Below are 19,290 nucleotides of genomic sequence, written 5' to 3'. Positions count from 1 at the left end.
GCGAGTGGTGAGAAAGCGCTGTTAATACAAAGTTATCAGCGACATCATCACTCGCTACTCGCTACTCGCTACTCGCTACTCGCTACTCGCTACTCGCCACTCGCTATTTCTTCGCCCTCTCAAACGAAGCCAGTATCTCTGCTTTTGCTGCCTCTGCATTATCCCAGCCTTCCACCTTGACCCACTTGCCTGCTTCCAGTTCCTTGTAGCGTTCAAAAAAGTGCTTAATCTGGGCTTTCAGCAGTTCCGGGAGATCGCCTATATCCTGGATATGGTCGTATTCCTTGGAAAGCTTGCTGTGTGGAACCGCAACAACCTTGGCATCTTCTCCTGACTCATCCGTCATTTTAAGTACGCCGACCGGACGGCAACGGATGACTGCCCCCGGAACCAGGGGGTAGGGAGTCGGAACCAATACATCTACCGGATCACCGTCCAGAGACAGGGTATGGTTCACATAACCATAGTTACAGGGATAGAACATAGGTGAAGACATAAACCGGTCAACAAAGACGGCACCGGAATCCTTGTCGACTTCGTACTTAATGGGGTCTGCGTTGGCGGGAATTTCAATGACGACGTAAATGTCGTCTGGGATATTTTTTCCTGCAGGGACTTGGTTCAGGCTCACGTTAGGTTCCTTCTGTTGGCCAGAGTCTGGTCAGATTATAGCCAAAAGAAAGGAGCCACGAGGGCTCCTTATAGTAACCTGATCACTCCGGATCGTCGGGGTACTCTTCCATAAAGGCTTCGAGCTTTTTCACCATGTTGGTTGAGCCTACAAAGAACGGTACACGCTGGTGCAGTTCTTCCGGTTTGATATCCATAATCCGGCGTGCGCCGTCAGATGCCAGGCCACCGGCTTGCTCAATCAGGAAAGCCATTGGGTTGCATTCATACAGAAGGCGCAGTTTTCCGCTAGGGTAAGCCGCAGTACTTGGGTATAGGTACATGCCGCCCTTAAGCAGGTTCCGGTGGAAATCTGCTACCAGGGAACCGATATAACGTGATGTGTACGGACGGTTGTCCTCAGGTACGTTCTCCTGGCAGAACTTAATGTACTTCTTCACACCGAGTGGGAACTTGATGTAATTCCCTTCGTTGATGGAATAAATACGGCCGTCTTTCGGGATGGTCATATTTTCATGGGAGAGGCAGAACACACCGAGGGATGGGTCATAGGTGAAGCCGTGGACACCGTTTCCTGTTGTGTAAACCAGCATGGTTGAAGAACCGTAAATGACATATCCGGCAGCGATTTGCTTGTTGCCCGGCTGGAGGAAGTCTTCATCGGTCGGTACAGTACCAACCGGGGTGACGCGGCGGTAAATTGAAAAGATGGTTCCTACAGAGACGTTCACATCAATGTTGGAGGAGCCGTCGAGGGGATCCATCAATACCACATACCGGGCGTTACGGTTGACGTCCTTGTTGAAGACGACCGCATTGTCCTCTTCCTCGCTGGCAATACCGCATACCTGGTCGCGGGCTTCCATGGCCGCCTTGAATTTCTCATTGGCGTAAACATCGAGCTTTTGCTGCTCTTCGCCCTGTACGTTTTCGTCACCGGCTGCACCGAGAATATCCACCAGTCCGGCTTTGTTGATTTCGCGGTTTACAATTTTGGCCGCGAGACGGATGGAGGAGAGCAGGGATGAAAGCTCACCGCTGGCATGGGGGAACTCATTCTGCTTTTCAACAATAAACTCACCAAGCGTTTTCATGTTAGGCATGGTAATTCCTTGTAATTGTCGCGTAATTTTCCGTTGGCTTGAAATGGGCTGCGCGATTCAAATCATGCTAATCTGTTGTCGCACAAACTAAATTCGTCATTGTTATGTGATCCATTCATACGGACACAAATTTTTAGTGTTTGACGCTATCTGATTGTATAACAAAGATCTTTTTATTCGTAACGAAGTAACATTCCTGTGATAAAGGGATGTTTGGAACGCATTCTGAGTGGGCCCTATGCACTTACATATTCTAGGAATCTGCGGCACGTTTATGGGTGGCATTGCCGTTCTGGCACGCCAGCTAGGACATAAAGTTACCGGCAGCGATGCCAATGTCTATCCACCAATGAGTACCATGCTTGAGTCTCAAGGCATTGAAATCATTGAGGGATATGACCCATCACAACTGGAGCCGGCACCGGATGTGGTGGTGGTGGGTAACGCCATGAGCCGTGGTAATCCCTGTGTTGAGTATGTACTGAATAATAACCTCCGTTACATTTCCGGCCCTCAGTGGCTGCTGGAGAACCTGCTTCAGGATCGTTGGGTGCTGGCAGTGGCAGGAACCCACGGTAAGACCACTACGGCAAGTATGCTGGCCTGGATCCTGGAAGACTGTGGTTATGAACCGGGTTACCTGATCGGTGGCGTTCCTGGAAACTTCAATGTTTCCGCAAGGTTAGGTGGTTCGCCGTTCTTTGTTGTAGAAGCGGATGAGTACGACAGTGCTTTCTTCGACAAGCGTTCTAAGTTTGTTCACTACCACCCTAAAACGTTGGTAATTAACAATATTGAGTTTGATCACGCCGACATTTTTGAAGATCTGTCCGCGATCAAAAAGCAGTTCCACCACCTGGTGCGCACCGTGCCTTCCATTGGCCGCATCATTTCGCCGGCCGAGGACACCAATGTTACCGACACTCTCAAAATGGGCTGTTGGAGTGAAAAGGAGCTAAGTGGGGAAGGTGGCGACTGGCAGTCTGTTAAACAAAAGGCAGACGGCAGTGTGTTTGATGTGATTTTCCAAGGTGAGAAGATCGGTACGGTTGACTGGGATCTGGTCGGTGAACACAACGTCAGTAATGCCCTGGTGGCTATTGCGGCAGCCCGTCATGTGGGTGTGACACCGGATCTCGCCTGTGAAGCGCTCGGGCGTTTTATCAATACCAAACGTCGTATGGAGTTGAAAGGAACGGTTGCCGGGATCGATGTGTACGATGATTTTGCCCACCACCCGACGGCAATAGAAACCACCCTGGCCGGTTTAAAAGCCAAGAAAACCGCCGGCCGGGTGCTGGCAGTATTGGAACCTCGCTCCAATACCATGAAACTGGGGGTCCATAAAGATGACCTGGCCCCTTCACTGGCTGGGGCGGACGAAGTATTCCTGTACCAGCCGGGCAATATTCCCTGGTCGGTGAAAGAGATTGCGGACCAGTGCAGCCAACAGGCCTTTACCAGTGATGACATTGACACGTTGGTCGCCGCAGTTGTCGCTGAAGCCCGGGCGGAAGATGCCATACTGGTTATGAGTAACGGCGGATTTGGCGGCATCCATGGCAAATTGCTGGATGCATTGAAAGAAAAGGAAAACGTGTAAATGCCAAAAGAGAAACGTATTACGCTGGCCTGGACTGGGGCTTCCGGGGCGCCTTATGGACTCCGCCTGCTTGAATGCCTGTTGGCAGCGGATTACCACGTTTACCTTTTGATTTCTTCTGCGGCCCGGGTAGTGCTGGCAACCGAACATAACCTGAAGCTGCCGGCTGGCCCGGATGCTGCGAAGGATGCACTGGTGGCACGCCTTGGCTGTGAAGCTGAAAAGCTCGAAGTGTGCGGGAAGGAAGACTGGTTTTCCCCGGTTGCATCGGGTTCAGCAGCCCCGAGACAAATGGTGGTTTGCCCGTGTTCCGCGGGAACACTGGCAGCCGTAGCGCATGGCATGTCGGACAACCTGATTGAGCGCGCTGCGGATGTGGTACTGAAAGAGCGTGGCCAGCTTTTAATGGTGGTTCGTGAAACCCCGTTTTCTACACTTCATCTGGAAAATATGCTTAAGCTTTCCCAGATGGGCGTAACCATCATGCCCGCTGCTCCCGGCTTTTACCACCAACCCCAAACGATCGAAGATCTGGTGGATTTTATGGTTGCCAGGGTACTTGACCACCTTGGTGTGAAACAGGGTTTGGTGCCACGTTGGGGTTACGATCAGCGGAGCTGATCCCGGTATTAATTTAACTAAAAGCCCGACAATTCAAGCCGGGCTTTTTACTCTCAATTATCATGCATCTTCGCCGGGTTTTATGACCAGTACCGGGATTGGGGAGCTGGCAAGCACCCTTTCTGCGACTGAGCCAATGACCATTTTGTCTACTTTGCTGCGTTTGTGGCTCGGCATTACAATAAGGTCGCACCCCTTGCGGTCAGCTTCGCGGAGGATGGCCTTGTAAGGTTTACCGTCCTGTACGTCATAATCATAAAGGAGCTCCTCCGGGACGGCTCCAGCAGCAAATTTTGCCAACTGCTGTTTCAGGTCTTTCTTCATTTTCTGTGCGGCGTCTTTGGGGAAGTAAGACGCTACCATGGCGTTATGCACCCCGGGCAACACCGTCAGAAAATGTAGCGTGGCATTTTGGCTTTTTGAAGCCAGCCATACTGCGTGCTTAACCGCCAGTTGGGCGAATTCGGTATCGTTCAAATCTACCGGTACAAGAATGTGTTTATACATAGGGATTCTCGTTGTCAGACAGCAAACCCCGGGCCTGGGCCCGGGATGAACAGACTCAGGCTTTCGCCCGGCGACGCTGGTTCCAAGCCATAAGACCAAGCAGCAACAAAGTAGGGACAAAGACCCACTCTTTTACTGGACGGTCGTTGGCCACAATGACCTCATCAATCTTCCAGTCGAAGTCGATACCTACCTTTTCGGCATCACTGCCAAATGCAATCATGTCGACAAGCAGGGTGCCGCCTTCCTCCCGGAGCTCAAGGCCTGTTGCGGCCACACGCTCAGTGCCGGAAGCCAGCTCATGGTTAACCGGCAGCCGGACGAGCTTGGATACCTGGTCGCCGTCAAAGTTTTCCCCTGACACACGCAGGTCAAGCGTATGGCCGGCCGGGGTGTCTTCAGCAACCTGGAAGATAGCTGAACCCGGGTGGGATGTTGAAGGCGCATAGACTTGATCCCACCAGAAACCCGGCCGGAAGAGCGAGAAGGTCACCAGAAGCAACAGCAGGGTTTCCCACCATTTGTTACGGGTAAACCACCATCCTTGGGTTGCGGCGGAGAATACCAGCATGGCTATGGTTGCTGAAAATACCGTCAGGAACAGGTGCACAGGCCCTTCAATGTCGATCATCAAAAGCTGCGTATTGAAGATAAACATAAACGGCAGGATGGCTGTCCGGATATCATAGGTGAAGCCTTGGATACCCGTCCTTATGGGGTCTGCTTTGGCTATAGCTGCTGCTGCAAATGCAGCAAGGCCGACCGGAGGTGTGTCATCGGCGAGGATACCGAAGTAGAACACAAACAGGTGTACCGCAATGAGCGGGATGACAAGACCGTGCTGGGCACCCAGGGTCACAATGACCGGGGCCATCAGGGTTGAAACCACGATGTAGTTTGCCGTTGTCGGCAGCCCCATCCCCAGAATCAGGCTGATAATGGCGGTAAAGAGCAACATCAGCATAATGCTGCCGCCGGAGATGAACTCAACGAAATCGGTCATCACAAGCCCGATGCCAGTCAGGGTTACCACACCGACCACAATACCGGCAGCGGCGGTTGCCACGCCGATACCTATCATGTTCCGTGCACCACTGACGAAGGCTTCCAGCATATCGACAAGGCCGTTTTTCAACTCTTCTGCAAAGTTATTCTCGTTGCGGAAATAGGCAAGCAACGGACGCTGGGTGACGACAATAAAGACCATGAACAGTGACGCCCAGAATGCCGAAAGCCCCGGTGAGAAGCGTTCCACGGTGAGGCACCACACCAGCACAACGATAGGGAGCAGGAAGTAGAGTCCGGAGCGTACTGTAGGACCGGGTTCGGGCACTTCATCCAGCGTATCTGCGGTGAGATCCATATCGTCCTGGTATTTTGACGAATAGCGGACAAGTGCAATGTAGGCAACAAGAACCGCTACACCGATAATCACTGTTGCCGCCGTACCGAACAGGTCTTTAGTCCAGCCGATGCCGTAGTAAACCACTGCACTGAGCACCAGCAGGCCGACAATGACAGTCATAAACGAGAACAGGCTCTGCAGCACTGTCGGGTTATGGCGGCGCGGCAACCCGGTCATCCCGGCCTTACAGGCCTCGAGGTGAACAATGTACACCAGGGCAACATAGGAGATCAGAGCAGGCAAAAGAGCCGCCTTGATCACCTCAACGTAGGAAATACCCACATATTCCACCATCAGGAAAGCAGCAGCCCCCATGATGGGTGGAGTAAGCTGGCCGTTGGTGGACGCAGCGACTTCTACGGCACCAGCCTTGGTCGCAGGAAAGCCAACACGCTTCATCAGAGGGATGGTAAAGGTACCTGTTGTTACCACGTTGGCGATGGAAGAACCGGATACCAGGCCAGACAGGCCGGATGCCACAACAGCCGCTTTAGCGGGGCCGCCACGCATGTGGCCGAGTAGGGAAAAGGCAACCTTAATGAAATAAGCGCCAGCCCCAGCCCGCTCCAGCAGCGCACCGAACAAGACAAACAGGAATACAAAAGAGGTAGACACGCCCACTGCTACACCGAATACACCTTCGGTAGTCAGCCAGAGGTGGGACATTGCCTTGTTAAGGCTCGCACCCTTGTGGGCAATAACATCCGGCATGTAGGGGCCGGCAAACGTGTATAGCAGGAAGACACCTGCAACAACCATCAAAGGTGGTCCCAACGCCCGCCGGGTTGCTTCCAGCAGCATCAACATGCCTCCGGCTGCAACAATGACATCGAACTGGGTAGGCGCACCGGCGCGGTCTGCCAGTTCAGCATAAAATATATAAAGGTAAGCCGCTGAAAAGCTTCCGGCAAATGCCAGCGCCCAGTCCATTACAGGGATTCTGTCCCTGGGTGAACGGCTCATTGCCGGGTAGGCAGTAAATGCAAGAAACACAGCAAAAGCCAGGTGGATGGAACGGGCTTCCGTGTTGTTGAATTTACCTATATCGAGAATATATGGAAGAGGGGACGCATACCAAAGCTGGAAGAGTGACCAGCAAAGAGGGACAAACCAAAGCACTTTCCCCGGTATCCCTCCGGGATTTCGTGCGCCTGTGTCTGCCTGTGCAACCATGTCCTGAACATCGGAAGACGTGTTCGTTGTATTTGTCATGCAAACATCCTTTATTGCAGGGCAATTTTCTTGTTATTAGTGGCCAGCCTGTTAAGGGAAAATTTCGGGCAATTTGCAAAGTTGAGTATAAAGTCCTACAGGAAGACTTTAGCCTGACAACAATCTGCTACGACCAGACTTGCAAGCAATCCTAGCAAAGTTTAAACCATAAATTAAAAACTTTTTAACATTAAGTGTGGCAAACCACTGAAAGCAGCATGAGGTGTCTCTTAACTACGCCAGAGTATTAAGGTTGGAATGAAGTGAGTGGGAAATAAAAAGTGTTAAAAAACCCCGCTATAGGAGCGGGGCTTGTATATTTTAGCGGGTATAGTCAAAAAGTTCACAAACCGCGCTGAACAACTCTTCTGTCGGTGTTCCCAGTGTAGGTGTGATAAAGATGGTATCGTCCCCTGCTACCACACCCAGAATACCTTCCGCTTTGCCCAGAGAATCAAGCAGGCGGGCAATCAGTTGAGCGGCACCCGGACCGGTATGAATCACAACCAGAGATTCATTGTGGTCAATGTCCATCACCAGTTCTTTTAACGGGCTTGAGGTAGTTGGTACCCCGAGTTCTACCGGCAGGCAGTAAACCATTTCCATTTTGGCGTTACGTGTACGTACTGCGCCAAATTTTGTCAGCATACGTGAAACTTTGGACTGGTTGATACCATCAAAGCCTTCACTTTTCAGCGCTTCAACAATCTCGCCCTGTGAGCTGAATTTTTCTTCTTTTAACAGCGCTTTAAATGCTTTGACCAATTGGTCTTGTTTATCTGAGCTACGCATAGTCACTCTCAAACGAACCCCTAAGTGCAGGCATTTTTGCATATTCATTCAAAGAAGTGCAAATATGGCCCTGATAAAGTGCTGACCGAATCACCTATTTTGTGTGGTTTTTTTATGCCATATCTCTTCATTTTTCGAAAAAGTGAGAACTTGAGTAGAACATCCGTCTGTCGCACTTGTGGGGTGTGTCGGAGCCAAATATCATCTGCGTGATGTCGCAAACAGATAGGGAACAGATTGAGTTTGTGTACTGCTTCCTATACCGTTTTGACCAGGTCGAAAAATAAAAAAATTATGTAAAGGAGAACATAAATGAAAGTTGCCGTGATTGGTGCCGCTGGTGGCATCGGCCAGGCTTTGGCCCTGCTTCTGAAAAACCGCCTTCCAGCTGGTTCTGACCTCGCACTCTACGACATTGCCCCCGTAACTCCTGGTGTTGCTGTGGACCTGAGCCACATCCCAACTCCAGTTTCTATCAAGGGTTACAGCGGCGAAGATCCGACTCCGGCACTGGAAGGTGCGGATGTGGTTCTGATTTCAGCGGGTGTTGCACGTAAACCAGGTATGGATCGTTCAGACCTGTTTAACGTTAACGCCGGTATCGTTAAGTCCCTGGCTGAGAGAATTGCAGATGTTTGCCCTAAGGCGCTGGTAGGTATCATTACCAACCCTGTTAACACCACTGTTGCGATTGCAGCAGAAGTGCTGAAGCAGAAAGGTGTTTATGACAAACGTCGCCTGTTCGGTGTTACCACACTGGATATTATCCGTTCTGAAACCTTTGTTGCTGAACTGAAAGATAAAGATCCAGGCGAAGTACGTGTGCCTGTAATTGGCGGTCACTCTGGTGTAACCATCCTGCCACTGCTGTCCCAGGTTGAAGGTGTTACTTTCTCTGAAGAAGAAGTTGCGGCCCTGACTCCTCGTATCCAGAATGCGGGTACTGAAGTTGTTGAAGCGAAGGCGGGTGGCGGCTCTGCAACCCTGTCTATGGGTCAGGCAGCATGCCGTTTCGGTCTGTCACTGGTTCGTGCCCTGCAGGGTGACCAGGATGTGGTGGAATGCGCTTATGTTGAAGGCGACGGCAAATATGCCCGTTTCTTCGCACAGCCAGTTCGCCTGGGTAAAGACGGTGTGGAAGAGATCCTGGATCACGGCCCACTGAGCGCTTTCGAAGAAAAAGCACTGAACGACATGCTGGAAACTCTGCGCAACGATATCAAAATCGGCGAAGAATTCGTGAAGTAAACTTCACCCAGATCTTAAAAAGGCTCGCACTGGCGAGCCTTTTTTTGTCTGGATTTCATATACCAGCAAGCCGGTAGTGATGCACAATCAGCTTCGACGGTGCACCGAGATATGTGCCAGTGCGATCATCGCATCCTTGAAATCCGAATCCGGTATCACATTGAGTGCACTCACGGCCTTGGCCGCTTCTTCCTCAGCGCGCTGCTGGGTATATTCCAGAGATCCAACACGTTTCATGCAGGCAAGGATCGGATCCAGCTTGTCGAGGCCGTTCCCATTTTCGATCGCCTGGCGGATCATTGAACGTTCTTCCTCGGTACCATTGACCATGGCATGCAGGAGTGGGAGTGTTGGTTTGCCTTCGGCCAGGTCGTCACCGACGTTCTTGCCCATCTCCTTTCCGTCAGCCACGTAATCCATCACATCGTCAATGAGTTGGAATGCGGTGCCCAGGTAGCGGCCGTAATCCTGCATCGCCTTTTCAATGATCTCATCGCTTTCGCAGATGATAGCGCCAATTTGCGTGGCAGCTTCAAACAGGCGGGCAGTCTTAGAGTAGATGACCTGCATGTAGCTCTCTTCGGTCGTGTCAGGATCATTGCAGTTCATTAACTGCAGGACTTCACCTTCGGCGATCACATTAGTGGCTTCACTCATCAGATCGAGGATCTTCAAAGATCGCAGGCTGGTCATCATTTGGAAAGAGCGGGTGTAAATGTAGTCTCCGACCAGCACAGCCGCAGCGTTGCCAAAGGTCGCATTAGCCGTTGCTTTACCGCGGCGCATATTGGATTCGTCCACGACATCATCGTGCAACAGTGTTGCTGTGTGAATGAATTCGATAAACGCAGCAGCGGTGGTGTGTTTGTCACCCTGGTAACCGAGCGCTTTGGCGGACAGGACAGCCAACATCGGCCGGATGCGTTTGCCACCGCCACTGACGATGTAAAAACCCAGCTGGTTAATCAGAGCGACATCAGAATTCAATTGGGCGAGAATCTTGGTATTGACCTCGGCCATGTCGGTGTCGACGAGACTTTGGATAGCTTTAAAATCCATTCACAATATCCGGCACACAGGTTGAAGAGGGTCTCCCCTTGGTAATTAGGCGAGGATATTACACTAAAACCATGGTTTCCACACAGTAAGCATCTTCCAATTTGGTGACACCGGATGCGCTGTGCAGGTTTTCACCATTTTTCTTTGTATAATCTCTTGCCAGATTGCAAATATTACCTTAGAATTCGCGCCCTATTGATGAATTATATGCGCACCCCCTTGTCGTGTATTTTATGACCAAATTCGGCATCGAAGGGCTGTGCGGAAATGCGGAGTTAAACATGTACGCTGTTTTCCAAAGTGGTGGTAAACAACACCGAGTAAGCGAAGGCCAAACTATTCGCTTGGAAAAGCTTGACGTTGAAACTGGCGCTGCTATCGAATTCGATAAAGTAATGCTGGTTGCCAACGGCGACGACGTAAAAGTTGGCGCACCTTTCGTTGATGGCGGCAAAGTGACTGCTGAAGTAGTTACTCACGGCCGTGGCGACAAAGTGAAGATCGTTAAGTTCCGTCGTCGTAAGCATTCTCGCAAGCAGATGGGCCACCGTCAGTGGTTCACTGAAGTGAAAATCACTGGCATCAACGCGTAATTAGGAGAGCACTGAGATGGCACACAAAAAAGCTGGCGGTTCTACTCGTAACGGTCGCGATTCAGAAAGCAAACGCCTGGGTGTTAAGCGTTTCGGTGGTGAATCAGTTCTGGCTGGTAACATCATCGTTCGTCAGCGCGGCACTAAGTTCCACGCTGGTACTAACGTAGGCTGCGGTAAAGACCACACTCTGTTCGCACTGACCGACGGTAAGGTTAAGTTCGAAACTAAAGGTCCTAAGAACCGTAAGTTCGTAAGCATCGAATCTGAATAATTCAGAACGACGCGAAAGATTCGAAAGCCCTGCCTATATGGCGGGGCTTTTTATTTATGGGCTCCCCCGAGTCCGCCCCGGAATCTTGCTTCATTCCCAGTAAAGAGCAATCTTGTGATGGGAATCTCGCCTAAGATCATTACAATACCCGGGTTAAAATCGAGTTTTGAAACGCCGACGCAGCAGAAGGTCAGCGACCTGTTCGCCGCTGCATCCGGCGTGCTGGCGTGGAGAAGAAAATGAAATTTGTCGATGAAGCGGTCATCAAAGTAGACGCAGGTGACGGCGGTAACGGCGTGGTGAGCTTCCGCCGCGAAAAGTATGTGCCTAAAGGTGGCCCAGATGGCGGCGATGGTGGCGACGGCGGTGATGTTTACCTGGTAGCTGATGAGAACCTCAACACCCTGATTGACTACCGTTTTGAGCGTTTCTACGCGGCGAGCCGCGGTGAAAACGGCAGCGGTGGTAACTGTACCGGTAAGCGCGGTGAAGACAGGATCCTACGCGTTCCAGTCGGTACCCGAGCGGTTGATGAAGACACCGGTGAAGTGATTGCTGACCTGACTCACCATGGCGTGAAAATCATGGTCGCCAAGGGCGGTTTCCACGGTCTGGGTAATACCCGCTTTAAATCGTCCGTAAACCGTGCACCACGCAAACGTACCTTGGGCACCAAGGGTGAGATACGTCATTTGCGCCTGGAGCTTCTCCTGCTTGCTGACGTCGGTATGCTGGGTCTGCCTAATGCAGGTAAGTCTACCTTCATCCGGGCTGTTTCTGCTGCGAAGCCAAAAGTAGCGGATTATCCGTTTACCACTCTGGTACCAAGTCTGGGCGTTGTACGTGTATCTGCGGAAAAGAGTTTTGTGGTTGCAGACATCCCCGGCCTTATCGAAGGTGCCTCTGAAGGTGCCGGACTGGGTATCCGCTTCCTGAAGCACCTTGAGCGTTGCCGTGTGCTGCTTCATATGATTGATGTGGCTCCGATCGACGGTTCGGATCCTGCAGAGAATGCAAAGATCATTCTGGAAGAGCTTAACACTTACAGTGAAAAGCTGGCAGATAAACCTCGTTGGCTGGTTTTCAACAAAGTTGAAATGCTGGATGAGGAAGCCCTCCAAGATGTGATTGAGCGCGTTTGTGAGGCACTGGCGTGGGATGGTCAGTACTATTGTATTTCTGCCCTGAGCCGTAAGAATGTGCAGCCGCTGGTGCTGGAGCTGATGACCTTTATCGAATCCCTGCCTGTTGAAGCTAAGATCGAGGAAGAGCAGGAAGGCGAGAAGGTTGAATTCAAATGGGATGACTACCACGAGCGTGCCATGCGTAACCCTGATTACGAAGGTGACGACGATGATTGGGATGACTGGGATGAAGACGACTACGACGTCGAAATCATCTACAAGCCTTAATCCCGTATTGTCCCTCTGAATTAAAGCCGCTTGTTTATTCAAGCGGCTTTTTTGTACCAGCCTGATCTGGCTCAGGCTTTCTATTCAGCAAAGTGATATAACGTTAGCTCTGTAGTTACTTCCGGAGAAAGGACACTTCCGATGACAGCGCGTTTAGATGAATCGGCTCAACGCGATATTTCCCGCCTTGTAATCAAAACCGGCCAGATGTTGCTCCAGCATGGTGCTGAGAGCCGCCTTGTAGCAGACCTTAGCTGCCGGATGGGTGAGGCCCTGGGCCTCGACAGCGTAGAAATCTCTCTTTCGGCCAGCTCTATGGTTGTCACCACACTGACGGAAGATCATTGTATTACCACTGCCCGGCGCAGCCCGGATCGCGGGATCAACATGCATGTGGTGAGCGAGGTCCAGCATACGGTCATCATGGTGGAGAAAGGCATACTGGATCTTTCCGGTGCCCGCCGCCGGCTCGAGCGGATCAAGCCACTTCGTTATAACCGCTGGTTGGTTGTATTGATGATCGGCTTGTCCTGTGCCAGTTTCAGCCGTCTTGCCGGTGGTGACTGGACGATTTTCGCGATCACTTTTCTTGCATCGTCGATCGGGATGATCGTCAGGCAGGAATTTGCCCATCGCCACTTCAACCCGCTTCTGAACTTTGGAGTGACAGCCTTTGTTACCACCTCTGTTGCAGGGCTAGCAGAAGTATTAAATGCCGGAAACCAGCCGTTCATTGCCATGGCATCAGCCGTATTGATGTTGGTGCCGGGATTCCCACTTATCAATGCGGTGTCGGATATGGTCAAGGGGTATGTAAATATGGGGATTGCCCGCTGGGTATTTGCCAGCCTGCTGACGCTTTCTACCTGTCTTGGCATTATCGGGGCAATGAACCTTATCGGTGCATGGGGGTGGGTATGAGCCTGTTGCTGGCACTTCTCAACGATATGTTTTTTGCAGCCATCCCCGCGGTAGGTTTTGCATTGGTTTTCAATGTTCCCAAGCGGGCGCTCAAATACTGCGCCATTGGTGGTGCACTTGGACATGGGCTGCGTTTTTTAATGCTGCACTACGGCGTTTCCATCGAATGGGCTACCTTGGTTGCTGCAACGGCGGTAGGCATGGTGGGGGTGTATTGGTCCAAACGTTTTGTCGCCCACCCTAAAGTGTTTACGGTAGCAGCCTTAATTCCAATGGTTCCCGGGGTATTTGCCTATAAGGCGATGATTGCGTTGGTAGAGATAAACCACCGAGGTTATACGCCGGAGTTGCTGGGTGCCATGGTGGACAACTTCCTCAAGGCGCTGTTTATCATTGCCGCACTGGCCATTGGCCTTGCGATGCCGGGACTACTGTTTTATCGTCGACGTCCAGTGATCTGACTATCCGGGAGAAGAGTTTGAAAATCAGCATGATTGCCGCAATGGCAAAGAACCGAATTATAGGTATGGATAACCAGATGCCGTGGCACCTTCCGGCTGATTTTGTGTGGTTCAAGCGTCAGACCCTGGGTAAGCCTGTTGTGATGGGACGCAAAACATTTGAATCGATCGGGCGGCCACTTCCAGGGCGGCAGAATATCGTGATAAGCCGCGACCCGGCATTTACGGCGGAAGGTATTACCGTAGTAAAGAGCCCTGAATCAGCCATTGTGGCGGCTGGCTGCGTTGAAGAGCTGATGGTTATCGGTGGTGGCTCAATTTATGAGACTTTTCTGCCTCGGGCTCAATGTCTTTACCTGACATTTGTTGATGCTGAACTTGACGGAGATACTGCGTTTCCTGATTGGGGAGAGGGCTGGGAGCAGAGCTTTAGTGAGCATTTCACTTCTGATGAGAAAAACCGGTTTGATATGGAGTTTGCCATTTTCGACAGGGTACAGTAACCCGTTTCCCAACGAAAAACGCAGCCTTGGGGCTGCGTTTTTCGTTCTCCGGCAGTTTCTTTCCTGACGTGGTGAGGGAGAAGAAAGACCCACCGGAAAAGTCTTTGGGATGCCTCTGCCAACCGGGCTGATCAGCAGGTTAGTCCAGCTGGGTTTACTCGTGATGACCGGTTTTGTGGTGCTCACGGGAATGACCTTTGTGGTCATGTTCTTTGGTTTTATGGTGCTTGCCACAGCAGTTTTCATGATGGTGATGTTCTGGCACTGCGTGTTTATGGCCTTCAGGGCTACCACCATGCTGAGTGTGGGGGTGGCTTTTCTCATGCTCACGGAATTCGTTATGACGGGTATCGTGTGTGTGATGTTCTTCACCAGGATAGCGGTGGGCCATTTTCTCTGACATCTCTTCCGCTGTATGTTGATGATTTACTGACATAATATCTCCTAACGGTGCATCGCCGTTTTGTCTTCTTGCAATCCAATATACGCCGGGTGAGACGCTACTCAACGGACAGTATGTCAATGTAATCTATCGAATTTGTTGCTTGAAGATTTTGCAGGAAAGGCGCATGGGCAGCTAAATTGCTGCCCGGTCAGGCAGTCAGTTTTTTAGATTTGTGCGGCATGGCAGGGAGAACAGTGCCATGTCTTCCCAGCGTAACATTGTCAGGCTTCCTCCCCATACACAGCCCGTATCGAGACCGGCAAGCCCTGCATCCAGGGTTCCACCCAGGGCAGCCCAGTGGCCAAATACCAGACATTCATTGACAGTCTTGCGCATTGGGTACTTAAACCAAGGCATTAAGGGGCCAGCATCCACTTCATCAGGAGGCAGCTTGCAGTCCATATCCAGAGAGGCATCAGCGAAGCAGAAGCGCATCCGGGTGAGGGCGTTGATGGTATAACGGTAGCGATGTATCCCTTCGAGGCTGGGGGACCAAAGCGCCGGTTCATTGGCATACATTTCCCGGATTAGCCATTGCCAGTTATCACTTTTCAGAACCGATTCCACTTCGCTCGCACAGGCTTTGGCTGTCTCTCTGTCCCACTGGGGTGAAAGGCCGGCATGGGTCAGGATAAACCCCGGATATTGGCTGTTCGGTATCGCCTCATGGATTAGCAAAGGTTGCTGGCGCAGCCAGGCCATCAGTTCATCACAGTCAGAGGCTTCAAAAACCGGCCGGGTTTTATCTTTGTCCTTGATCTTATGGACGCCGGCATAGACGGCCAGCATGTGGAGGTCATGATTACCCAGCACTGTGCGGGCACTGTCGCCCAGCCCACGTATAAAACGCAGTGTAGAGAGGGAATCGGGTCCCCGGGCTACCAGGTCTCCGGCAAGGTAAAGCGTGTCTTTTCCAGGCGTGAAGCCGGCTTCATCCAGAATGTTACGCAAGTCCTGGTAACAGCCCTGGATATCGCCAATCAGATAGGTTGCCAAGATGTACCTTCAGTTAATGAATGATATTGGGAATGGCCAAGCGGAAAGGTGAGATCTCGGTTTCGAACTCGCATCCCGATTCATCTACCATGGAATAGCGCCCTTGCATGACACCCATCGGTGTTTCGATAACGGTTCCGCTGGTATAGGTGTATTGGGCGCCGGGAGAGAGGTGTGGTTGTTCTCCAACCACACCTTCGCCTTCCACTGACATCTTTTTGCCGTTGGCATCCGTAATCAGCCATTGCCGGCGCAGGAGTTGGGCCGAGGCTGTGCCGAGATTGGAAATGGTTATGGTGTAGGAAAACACATAACGTTCATTTTCCGGATCCGATTGTTCTTCCACAAAATGGGTTACAACATGGATCTGTATATTGGCTTTTTCCATAGCATCCTTGTCAGTGTCTAATCCAGAAAATTAACCCTGGTGATTGGCATCCAGCCAGTTTGCCAGCGCAACAAACTGCGCCAGTGTCAGATTTTCAGGGCGCATATCCGGCTTGATACCCAGGCTCTCCAGTGTCTCTGTATCAGCCAGGCTTTTGAAGCAATTACGTACGGTCTTGCGACGCTGGTTGAAACCTTCGCGGCACACACGGTCCAGCCATTTAAGGTTGGTTGCCGGATGAGGCAGGGTATCATGAGGAACCAGGCGTACTACGGCGGAGTCTACCTTTGGTGCCGGTTTGAAAGACTCTGGTGGTACTTCCAGAACCGGTACAACCTTACAGTAATACTGTGCCATCACGGTCAGACGCCCATAGGCTTTGGTGCCTGGGCCCGCAGCCAGACGGTTAACCACCTCTTTTTGCAGCATAAAGTGCATGTCCGCAATACTGTCAGCATAGCTGAAAAGGTGGAACATCAGCGGGGTAGATACGTTGTAAGGCAGGTTACCGAATACACGCAGCTTGTTTTCAGGCTTTGCCAGTGCACTGAAATCGAAGCGCATGGCATCGCCTTCGTGAATTGTCAGCTTGTCTTTCAACTGAGGGTGATGGCGCAGGCGCTCGGCCAGATCGCGGTCCAGTTCGACCACTGTCAGTTTGTCGACCTGGGCGGCAACCGGCTCTGTCAGTGCCCCCAGACCCGGACCGATTTCCAGCAGGTTTTGCCCCGGTCTTGGGTTAATAGCACTGACGATACCATCAATAATAAATGGGTCGTTCAGGAAGTTCTGACCAAAGCGCTTACGGGCGCGGTGGCCTAAATGGACGTTGTCACTCATGCTTGTTTGTCTACCAGTTGGATAGCGTGTGAGAGTGCGGTTCGCAGGCTACCCGCATCAGCTTGTCCTGTTCCCGCCAGTTCAAGTGCGGTTCCATGATCAACTGAGGTACGGATAAACGGCAAACCCAGTGTGATATTGACTGATTTACCAAATCCCTTGTACTTCAACACCGGTAATCCCTGGTCGTGATACATTGCCAGCACGGCATCAGCCTCTTTCAGGTATTTCTCCTGGAAAAGGGTGTCGGCGGGCAACGGGCCAACTAAGTCCAGCCCTTGGTCACGCAGTTTGTCGAGGGCGGGAATGATAACATCAATCTCTTCCCTGCCAAGGTGGCCCCCTTCCCCTGCGTGCGGGTTAAGGCCACAAACGTAAATCTTTGGTGTTTCAATACCGAACTTGGATTTCAGATCATCATTGAGAATCGTAATGATCTTGTCCAGGCGTTCTTCGGTAATGGCTTTTGCCACGTAAGCCAATGGCAGGTGGGTGGTGACAAGAGCTACCCGGAGTCCCTCTGTTGCCAGCATCATGACCACATCAGTGGTATTGCTGTGCTGGGCAAAAAACTCGGTATGGCCACTGAATGAAACACCTGCGCGGTTGATAATGCCTTTGTGAACCGGGCCGGTAACCACTGCATCAAATTCGCCTGCCATATTGCCTTCTGCTGCCCGGGTAAGGGTATCAAGGACATAGTGGCCGTTTTGCTCGTTAAGCTCACCAGGGCTAACGGTACCGCCCAGCGGAATGTCGTCTACCACCAGTGTGCCTTTTTGGGATGGCTGAGGGGCGGTATTTTTGTCGTAACTGACAAAACGTACGTCAACTCCCAGGCTGGCGGCTCTGTCTTCCAGCAGCGCCTGGCTGGCAATGATCACCAGCTCATGAGGCCAGTCCTGTCCTGTAAGGGATAATATCAGGTCTGGGCCAATTCCAGCCGGCTCCCCTGGAGTAATGGCTATGCGTTTAACGGGCACTGTTGTCCTCTCCCATCATTTCTACGTAAGCACCTGCTCGCAGTTCCTGCAACCATGCCTGTGCTTCTTCGTTGAATTTTCGACGGAACAGCAAGTTATAAGCGCGGTTCTTAACTGCCGCATCCGTACGGTCTACCTGTCGGCGTCCTTCCACTTCAACAATGTGCCAGCCGTGAACGGTTTTAAACGGTTCGCTGATTTGGCCAACTGGCAGGGTATCGACCTGCTCCTTAAATTCTGGCACATAAATGTCTGATGTCTGCCATCCCAGTTCCCCACCGTTTGCTGCGGAGCCCGGATCCTGGCTGTATTGCTTCGCAAGATCTGCAAAGCTCTTACGGCCGGACTTGATGTCTTTCACCATGCCTTCCAGCTCTTTCTTTGCCATATCGTCACTGAGGATGATGGATGGCTTAATCAGGATATGACGGGCATTGGTTTCGGTTACAGCGACAGTTTCCAGACCTTTAACACCGGCAATTTTCAGGATGTGGTAACCCACACCACTGCGGAAGGGGCCAATGACGGCACCATTACCGTGGCCACCAATTTGGTCGGCAAAAATAGTCGGCATTTCTTCAAGGCGCATCCATCCCCAATCGCCACCCTGGAAAGCTTTTGGGCCTTTAGAGTAGCGAAGTGCAAGGCTGGCAAAGTTGGCACCATTTTTCAGTTGGTTAACCAGATCTTCTGCTTCGTTGGCAACTGCCTTGCGCTCTGTTGCGTCTGCATCGTCGCTCAGTGCCAATTGAATATGTTCAATATGGTATTGCACCTGTGCCTGGTTCTTTTTGTTGAGCTGAGCTGCCAGGGTATCGACTTCTTGCGGAAGGATATTAATACGGCGGCGCACGTTGGCGTTCCGGGCTTCGGCAATCGCTATCTCTTTGCGAAGTTGTTCACGGTAGGTCGCCCAGCTTGTGCCCTCTTTCATCACTGACTGGCGAAGGGCTTCTACGCTTTCACCGTTATCTTTGGCTACTTTGCTGATGGCTTGGTCAAGGCGGGGATCATCAATGCGGATTCCCATCTTCTCTGCCTGCTGGTATTGCAGTTCTTCAGTAATCAGGCGCTCTACAATTTGATTGTTAAGTTCCTTTTCCGGAGGCAGTGTCTGGCCTTGGGACAATGCATTTTTTTCTACCGTGCGGTGCATGCTGTCGACATCGCTTTTCAGGATGACGCCATCATTTACCACGGCAACGACTTGATCCAGTTCTGCTGGTGCTGCAAACGCCAGGTGCGGAATCAGGAACAGGTTGATAAGACACAATTTCCATTTTTTCATGGTGAT

General features: G+C 51.5%; 21 protein-coding genes. 9 read left to right on the top strand and 12 right to left on the bottom strand.

The features are described 5' to 3' along the window. Positions 1-103 precede the first annotated feature (103 nt). Together ppa and fbp are read right to left on the bottom strand one after the other, a co-directional pair. Entirely contained in the window at positions 104-631 is a 528-nt protein-coding gene (ppa, locus tag NF212_RS15365; RefSeq protein WP_434357121.1) for an inorganic diphosphatase, read from the bottom strand. A gap of 82 nt (positions 632-713) precedes the next feature. Next, the gene (gene fbp, locus NF212_RS15360) at positions 714-1,733 is read right to left on the bottom strand and encodes a class 1 fructose-bisphosphatase (protein WP_434357119.1); all 1,020 of its coding nucleotides are present in this window, start codon (positions 1,731-1,733) and stop codon (positions 714-716) included. Positions 1,734-1,971: 238 nt separating this feature from the next. Here fbp and mpl point away from each other — a divergent pair, with 238 nt between their 5' ends. Next, positions 1,972-3,336 (top strand): UDP-N-acetylmuramate:L-alanyl-gamma-D-glutamyl-meso-diaminopimelate ligase, encoded by a 1,365-nt coding sequence (gene mpl / locus NF212_RS15355; RefSeq protein WP_434357117.1) that lies wholly within the window; start codon positions 1,972-1,974, stop codon positions 3,334-3,336. Beyond that, a complete protein-coding gene (locus NF212_RS15350; RefSeq protein WP_434357115.1) occupies positions 3,337-3,957 on the top strand; it encodes a flavin prenyltransferase UbiX in 621 nt (206 codons plus the stop codon). Positions 3,958-4,017: 60 nt separating this feature from the next. On the opposite strand, the gene NF212_RS15345 is transcribed toward NF212_RS15350, so the two are convergent. The 3 genes from NF212_RS15345 to argR all read right to left on the bottom strand — a co-directional run bounded on the left by NF212_RS15345 (position 4,018) and on the right by argR (position 7,873). Further along, a complete protein-coding gene (locus NF212_RS15345; protein WP_434357113.1) occupies positions 4,018-4,464 on the bottom strand; it encodes a universal stress protein in 447 nt (148 codons plus the stop codon). A gap of 55 nt (positions 4,465-4,519) precedes the next feature. Next, positions 4,520-7,081 carry a TRAP transporter permease gene (locus tag NF212_RS15340; protein ID WP_434357111.1) on the bottom strand — a complete coding sequence of 854 codons (2,562 nt, stop codon included), beginning with the start codon at positions 7,079-7,081 and terminating at the stop codon, positions 4,520-4,522. 321 nt (positions 7,082-7,402) lie between these two features. Next, on the bottom strand, positions 7,403-7,873 hold the full coding sequence (gene argR, locus NF212_RS15335; RefSeq protein ID WP_054674154.1) for a transcriptional regulator ArgR: 471 nt from the start codon (positions 7,871-7,873) through the stop codon (positions 7,403-7,405). A gap of 312 nt (positions 7,874-8,185) precedes the next feature. Here argR and mdh point away from each other — a divergent pair, with 312 nt between their 5' ends. Next, positions 8,186-9,121 (top strand): malate dehydrogenase, encoded by a 936-nt coding sequence (gene mdh, locus NF212_RS15330; protein WP_434357109.1) that lies wholly within the window; start codon positions 8,186-8,188, stop codon positions 9,119-9,121. An 87-nt stretch (positions 9,122-9,208) separates the two neighbouring features. Here the strand turns inward: mdh and ispB are convergent, their stop codons facing one another. Then, the gene (gene ispB, locus NF212_RS15325) at positions 9,209-10,180 is read right to left on the bottom strand and encodes an octaprenyl diphosphate synthase (RefSeq protein WP_434357107.1); all 972 of its coding nucleotides are present in this window, start codon (positions 10,178-10,180) and stop codon (positions 9,209-9,211) included. A gap of 281 nt (positions 10,181-10,461) precedes the next feature. On the opposite strand from ispB, the gene rplU reads away from it, so the two are divergent. The 6 genes from rplU (at position 10,462) to folA (ending at position 14,344) form a co-directional block, all read left to right on the top strand. Beyond that, positions 10,462-10,773 carry a 50S ribosomal protein L21 gene (rplU, locus tag NF212_RS15320; protein ID WP_054674214.1) on the top strand — a complete coding sequence of 104 codons (312 nt, stop codon included), beginning with the start codon at positions 10,462-10,464 and terminating at the stop codon, positions 10,771-10,773. Between the two features lie 16 nt (positions 10,774-10,789). Continuing rightward, positions 10,790-11,047 (top strand): 50S ribosomal protein L27, encoded by a 258-nt coding sequence (rpmA, locus tag NF212_RS15315; RefSeq protein WP_054674156.1) that lies wholly within the window; start codon positions 10,790-10,792, stop codon positions 11,045-11,047. Between the two features lie 239 nt (positions 11,048-11,286). After that, entirely contained in the window at positions 11,287-12,459 is a 1,173-nt protein-coding gene (gene cgtA / locus NF212_RS15310; RefSeq protein WP_434357104.1) for an Obg family GTPase CgtA, read from the top strand. 141 nt (positions 12,460-12,600) lie between these two features. Then, positions 12,601-13,380 (top strand): threonine/serine ThrE exporter family protein, encoded by a 780-nt coding sequence (locus tag NF212_RS15305; RefSeq protein WP_434357102.1) that lies wholly within the window; start codon positions 12,601-12,603, stop codon positions 13,378-13,380. Continuing rightward, complete coding sequence (locus NF212_RS15300; protein ID WP_434357100.1) at positions 13,365-13,841, top strand: threonine/serine exporter family protein; 477 nt, start codon at positions 13,365-13,367, stop codon at positions 13,839-13,841. The genes NF212_RS15305 and NF212_RS15300 overlap by 16 nt, the downstream gene beginning before the upstream one ends. A 17-nt stretch (positions 13,842-13,858) precedes the next feature. Further along, positions 13,859-14,344 (top strand): type 3 dihydrofolate reductase, encoded by a 486-nt coding sequence (gene folA / locus NF212_RS15295; protein WP_434357098.1) that lies wholly within the window; start codon positions 13,859-13,861, stop codon positions 14,342-14,344. Between the two features lie 154 nt (positions 14,345-14,498). Here the strand turns inward: folA and NF212_RS15290 are convergent, their stop codons facing one another. The 6 genes from NF212_RS15290 to surA form a co-directional block, all read right to left on the bottom strand. Then, entirely contained in the window at positions 14,499-14,780 is a 282-nt protein-coding gene (locus NF212_RS15290) for a cation diffusion facilitator family transporter (protein ID WP_434357096.1), read from the bottom strand. A 165-nt stretch (positions 14,781-14,945) separates the two neighbouring features. Then, positions 14,946-15,785: a bis(5'-nucleosyl)-tetraphosphatase (symmetrical) ApaH gene (apaH, locus tag NF212_RS15285; protein WP_434357094.1), complete on the bottom strand. Its 840-nt coding sequence runs from the start codon at positions 15,783-15,785 to the stop codon at positions 14,946-14,948. Positions 15,786-15,798: 13 nt separating this feature from the next. After that, positions 15,799-16,173, bottom strand: a complete 375-nt coding sequence (gene apaG / locus NF212_RS15280; RefSeq protein ID WP_434357092.1) for a Co2+/Mg2+ efflux protein ApaG — start codon at positions 16,171-16,173, stop codon at positions 15,799-15,801. Positions 16,174-16,203: 30 nt separating this feature from the next. Further along, complete coding sequence (gene rsmA / locus NF212_RS15275; RefSeq protein WP_434357090.1) at positions 16,204-17,013, bottom strand: 16S rRNA (adenine(1518)-N(6)/adenine(1519)-N(6))-dimethyltransferase RsmA; 810 nt, start codon at positions 17,011-17,013, stop codon at positions 16,204-16,206. Continuing rightward, a complete protein-coding gene (gene pdxA, locus NF212_RS15270; protein ID WP_434357088.1) occupies positions 17,010-17,996 on the bottom strand; it encodes a 4-hydroxythreonine-4-phosphate dehydrogenase PdxA in 987 nt (328 codons plus the stop codon). The genes rsmA and pdxA overlap by 4 nt, the downstream gene beginning before the upstream one ends. Next, positions 17,986-19,284: a peptidylprolyl isomerase SurA gene (surA, locus tag NF212_RS15265; protein ID WP_434357086.1), complete on the bottom strand. Its 1,299-nt coding sequence runs from the start codon at positions 19,282-19,284 to the stop codon at positions 17,986-17,988. The genes pdxA and surA overlap by 11 nt, the downstream gene beginning before the upstream one ends. Positions 19,285-19,290 lie beyond the last annotated feature (6 nt).

This window comes from Parasalinivibrio latis (assembly GCF_036825535.1).
Lineage (GTDB): Bacteria > Pseudomonadota > Gammaproteobacteria > Enterobacterales > Vibrionaceae > Parasalinivibrio > Parasalinivibrio latis.
The sequence above is the reverse complement of the archived record's forward strand: the minus strand, read 5'-3'. Positions and strand labels throughout refer to the sequence as shown.

What these genes read in the sequence shown, in the direction of transcription:
- rsmA (WP_434357090.1), bottom strand. Translation starts at nt 17,013, where the DNA reads ATGAGTGACAACGTCCATTTAGGCCACCGCGCCCGTAAGCGCTTTGGT.
- NF212_RS15300 (WP_434357100.1), top strand. Translation starts at nt 13,365, where the DNA reads ATGGGGGTGGGTATGAGCCTGTTGCTGGCACTTCTCAACGATATGTTT.
- fbp (WP_434357119.1), bottom strand. Translation starts at nt 1,733, where the DNA reads ATGCCTAACATGAAAACGCTTGGTGAGTTTATTGTTGAAAAGCAGAAT.
- NF212_RS15345 (WP_434357113.1), bottom strand. Translation starts at nt 4,464, where the DNA reads ATGTATAAACACATTCTTGTACCGGTAGATTTGAACGATACCGAATTC.
- rpmA (WP_054674156.1), top strand. Translation starts at nt 10,790, where the DNA reads ATGGCACACAAAAAAGCTGGCGGTTCTACTCGTAACGGTCGCGATTCA.
- NF212_RS15350 (WP_434357115.1), top strand. Translation starts at nt 3,337, where the DNA reads ATGCCAAAAGAGAAACGTATTACGCTGGCCTGGACTGGGGCTTCCGGG.
- argR (WP_054674154.1), bottom strand. Translation starts at nt 7,873, where the DNA reads ATGCGTAGCTCAGATAAACAAGACCAATTGGTCAAAGCATTTAAAGCG.
- ispB (WP_434357107.1), bottom strand. Translation starts at nt 10,180, where the DNA reads ATGGATTTTAAAGCTATCCAAAGTCTCGTCGACACCGACATGGCCGAG.
- mdh (WP_434357109.1), top strand. Translation starts at nt 8,186, where the DNA reads ATGAAAGTTGCCGTGATTGGTGCCGCTGGTGGCATCGGCCAGGCTTTG.
- NF212_RS15290 (WP_434357096.1), bottom strand. Translation starts at nt 14,780, where the DNA reads ATGTCAGTAAATCATCAACATACAGCGGAAGAGATGTCAGAGAAAATG.
- NF212_RS15305 (WP_434357102.1), top strand. Translation starts at nt 12,601, where the DNA reads ATGACAGCGCGTTTAGATGAATCGGCTCAACGCGATATTTCCCGCCTT.
- surA (WP_434357086.1), bottom strand. Translation starts at nt 19,284, where the DNA reads ATGAAAAAATGGAAATTGTGTCTTATCAACCTGTTCCTGATTCCGCAC.
- cgtA (WP_434357104.1), top strand. Translation starts at nt 11,287, where the DNA reads ATGAAATTTGTCGATGAAGCGGTCATCAAAGTAGACGCAGGTGACGGC.
- rplU (WP_054674214.1), top strand. Translation starts at nt 10,462, where the DNA reads ATGTACGCTGTTTTCCAAAGTGGTGGTAAACAACACCGAGTAAGCGAA.
- apaG (WP_434357092.1), bottom strand. Translation starts at nt 16,173, where the DNA reads ATGGAAAAAGCCAATATACAGATCCATGTTGTAACCCATTTTGTGGAA.
- NF212_RS15340 (WP_434357111.1), bottom strand. Translation starts at nt 7,081, where the DNA reads ATGACAAATACAACGAACACGTCTTCCGATGTTCAGGACATGGTTGCA.
- mpl (WP_434357117.1), top strand. Translation starts at nt 1,972, where the DNA reads ATGCACTTACATATTCTAGGAATCTGCGGCACGTTTATGGGTGGCATT.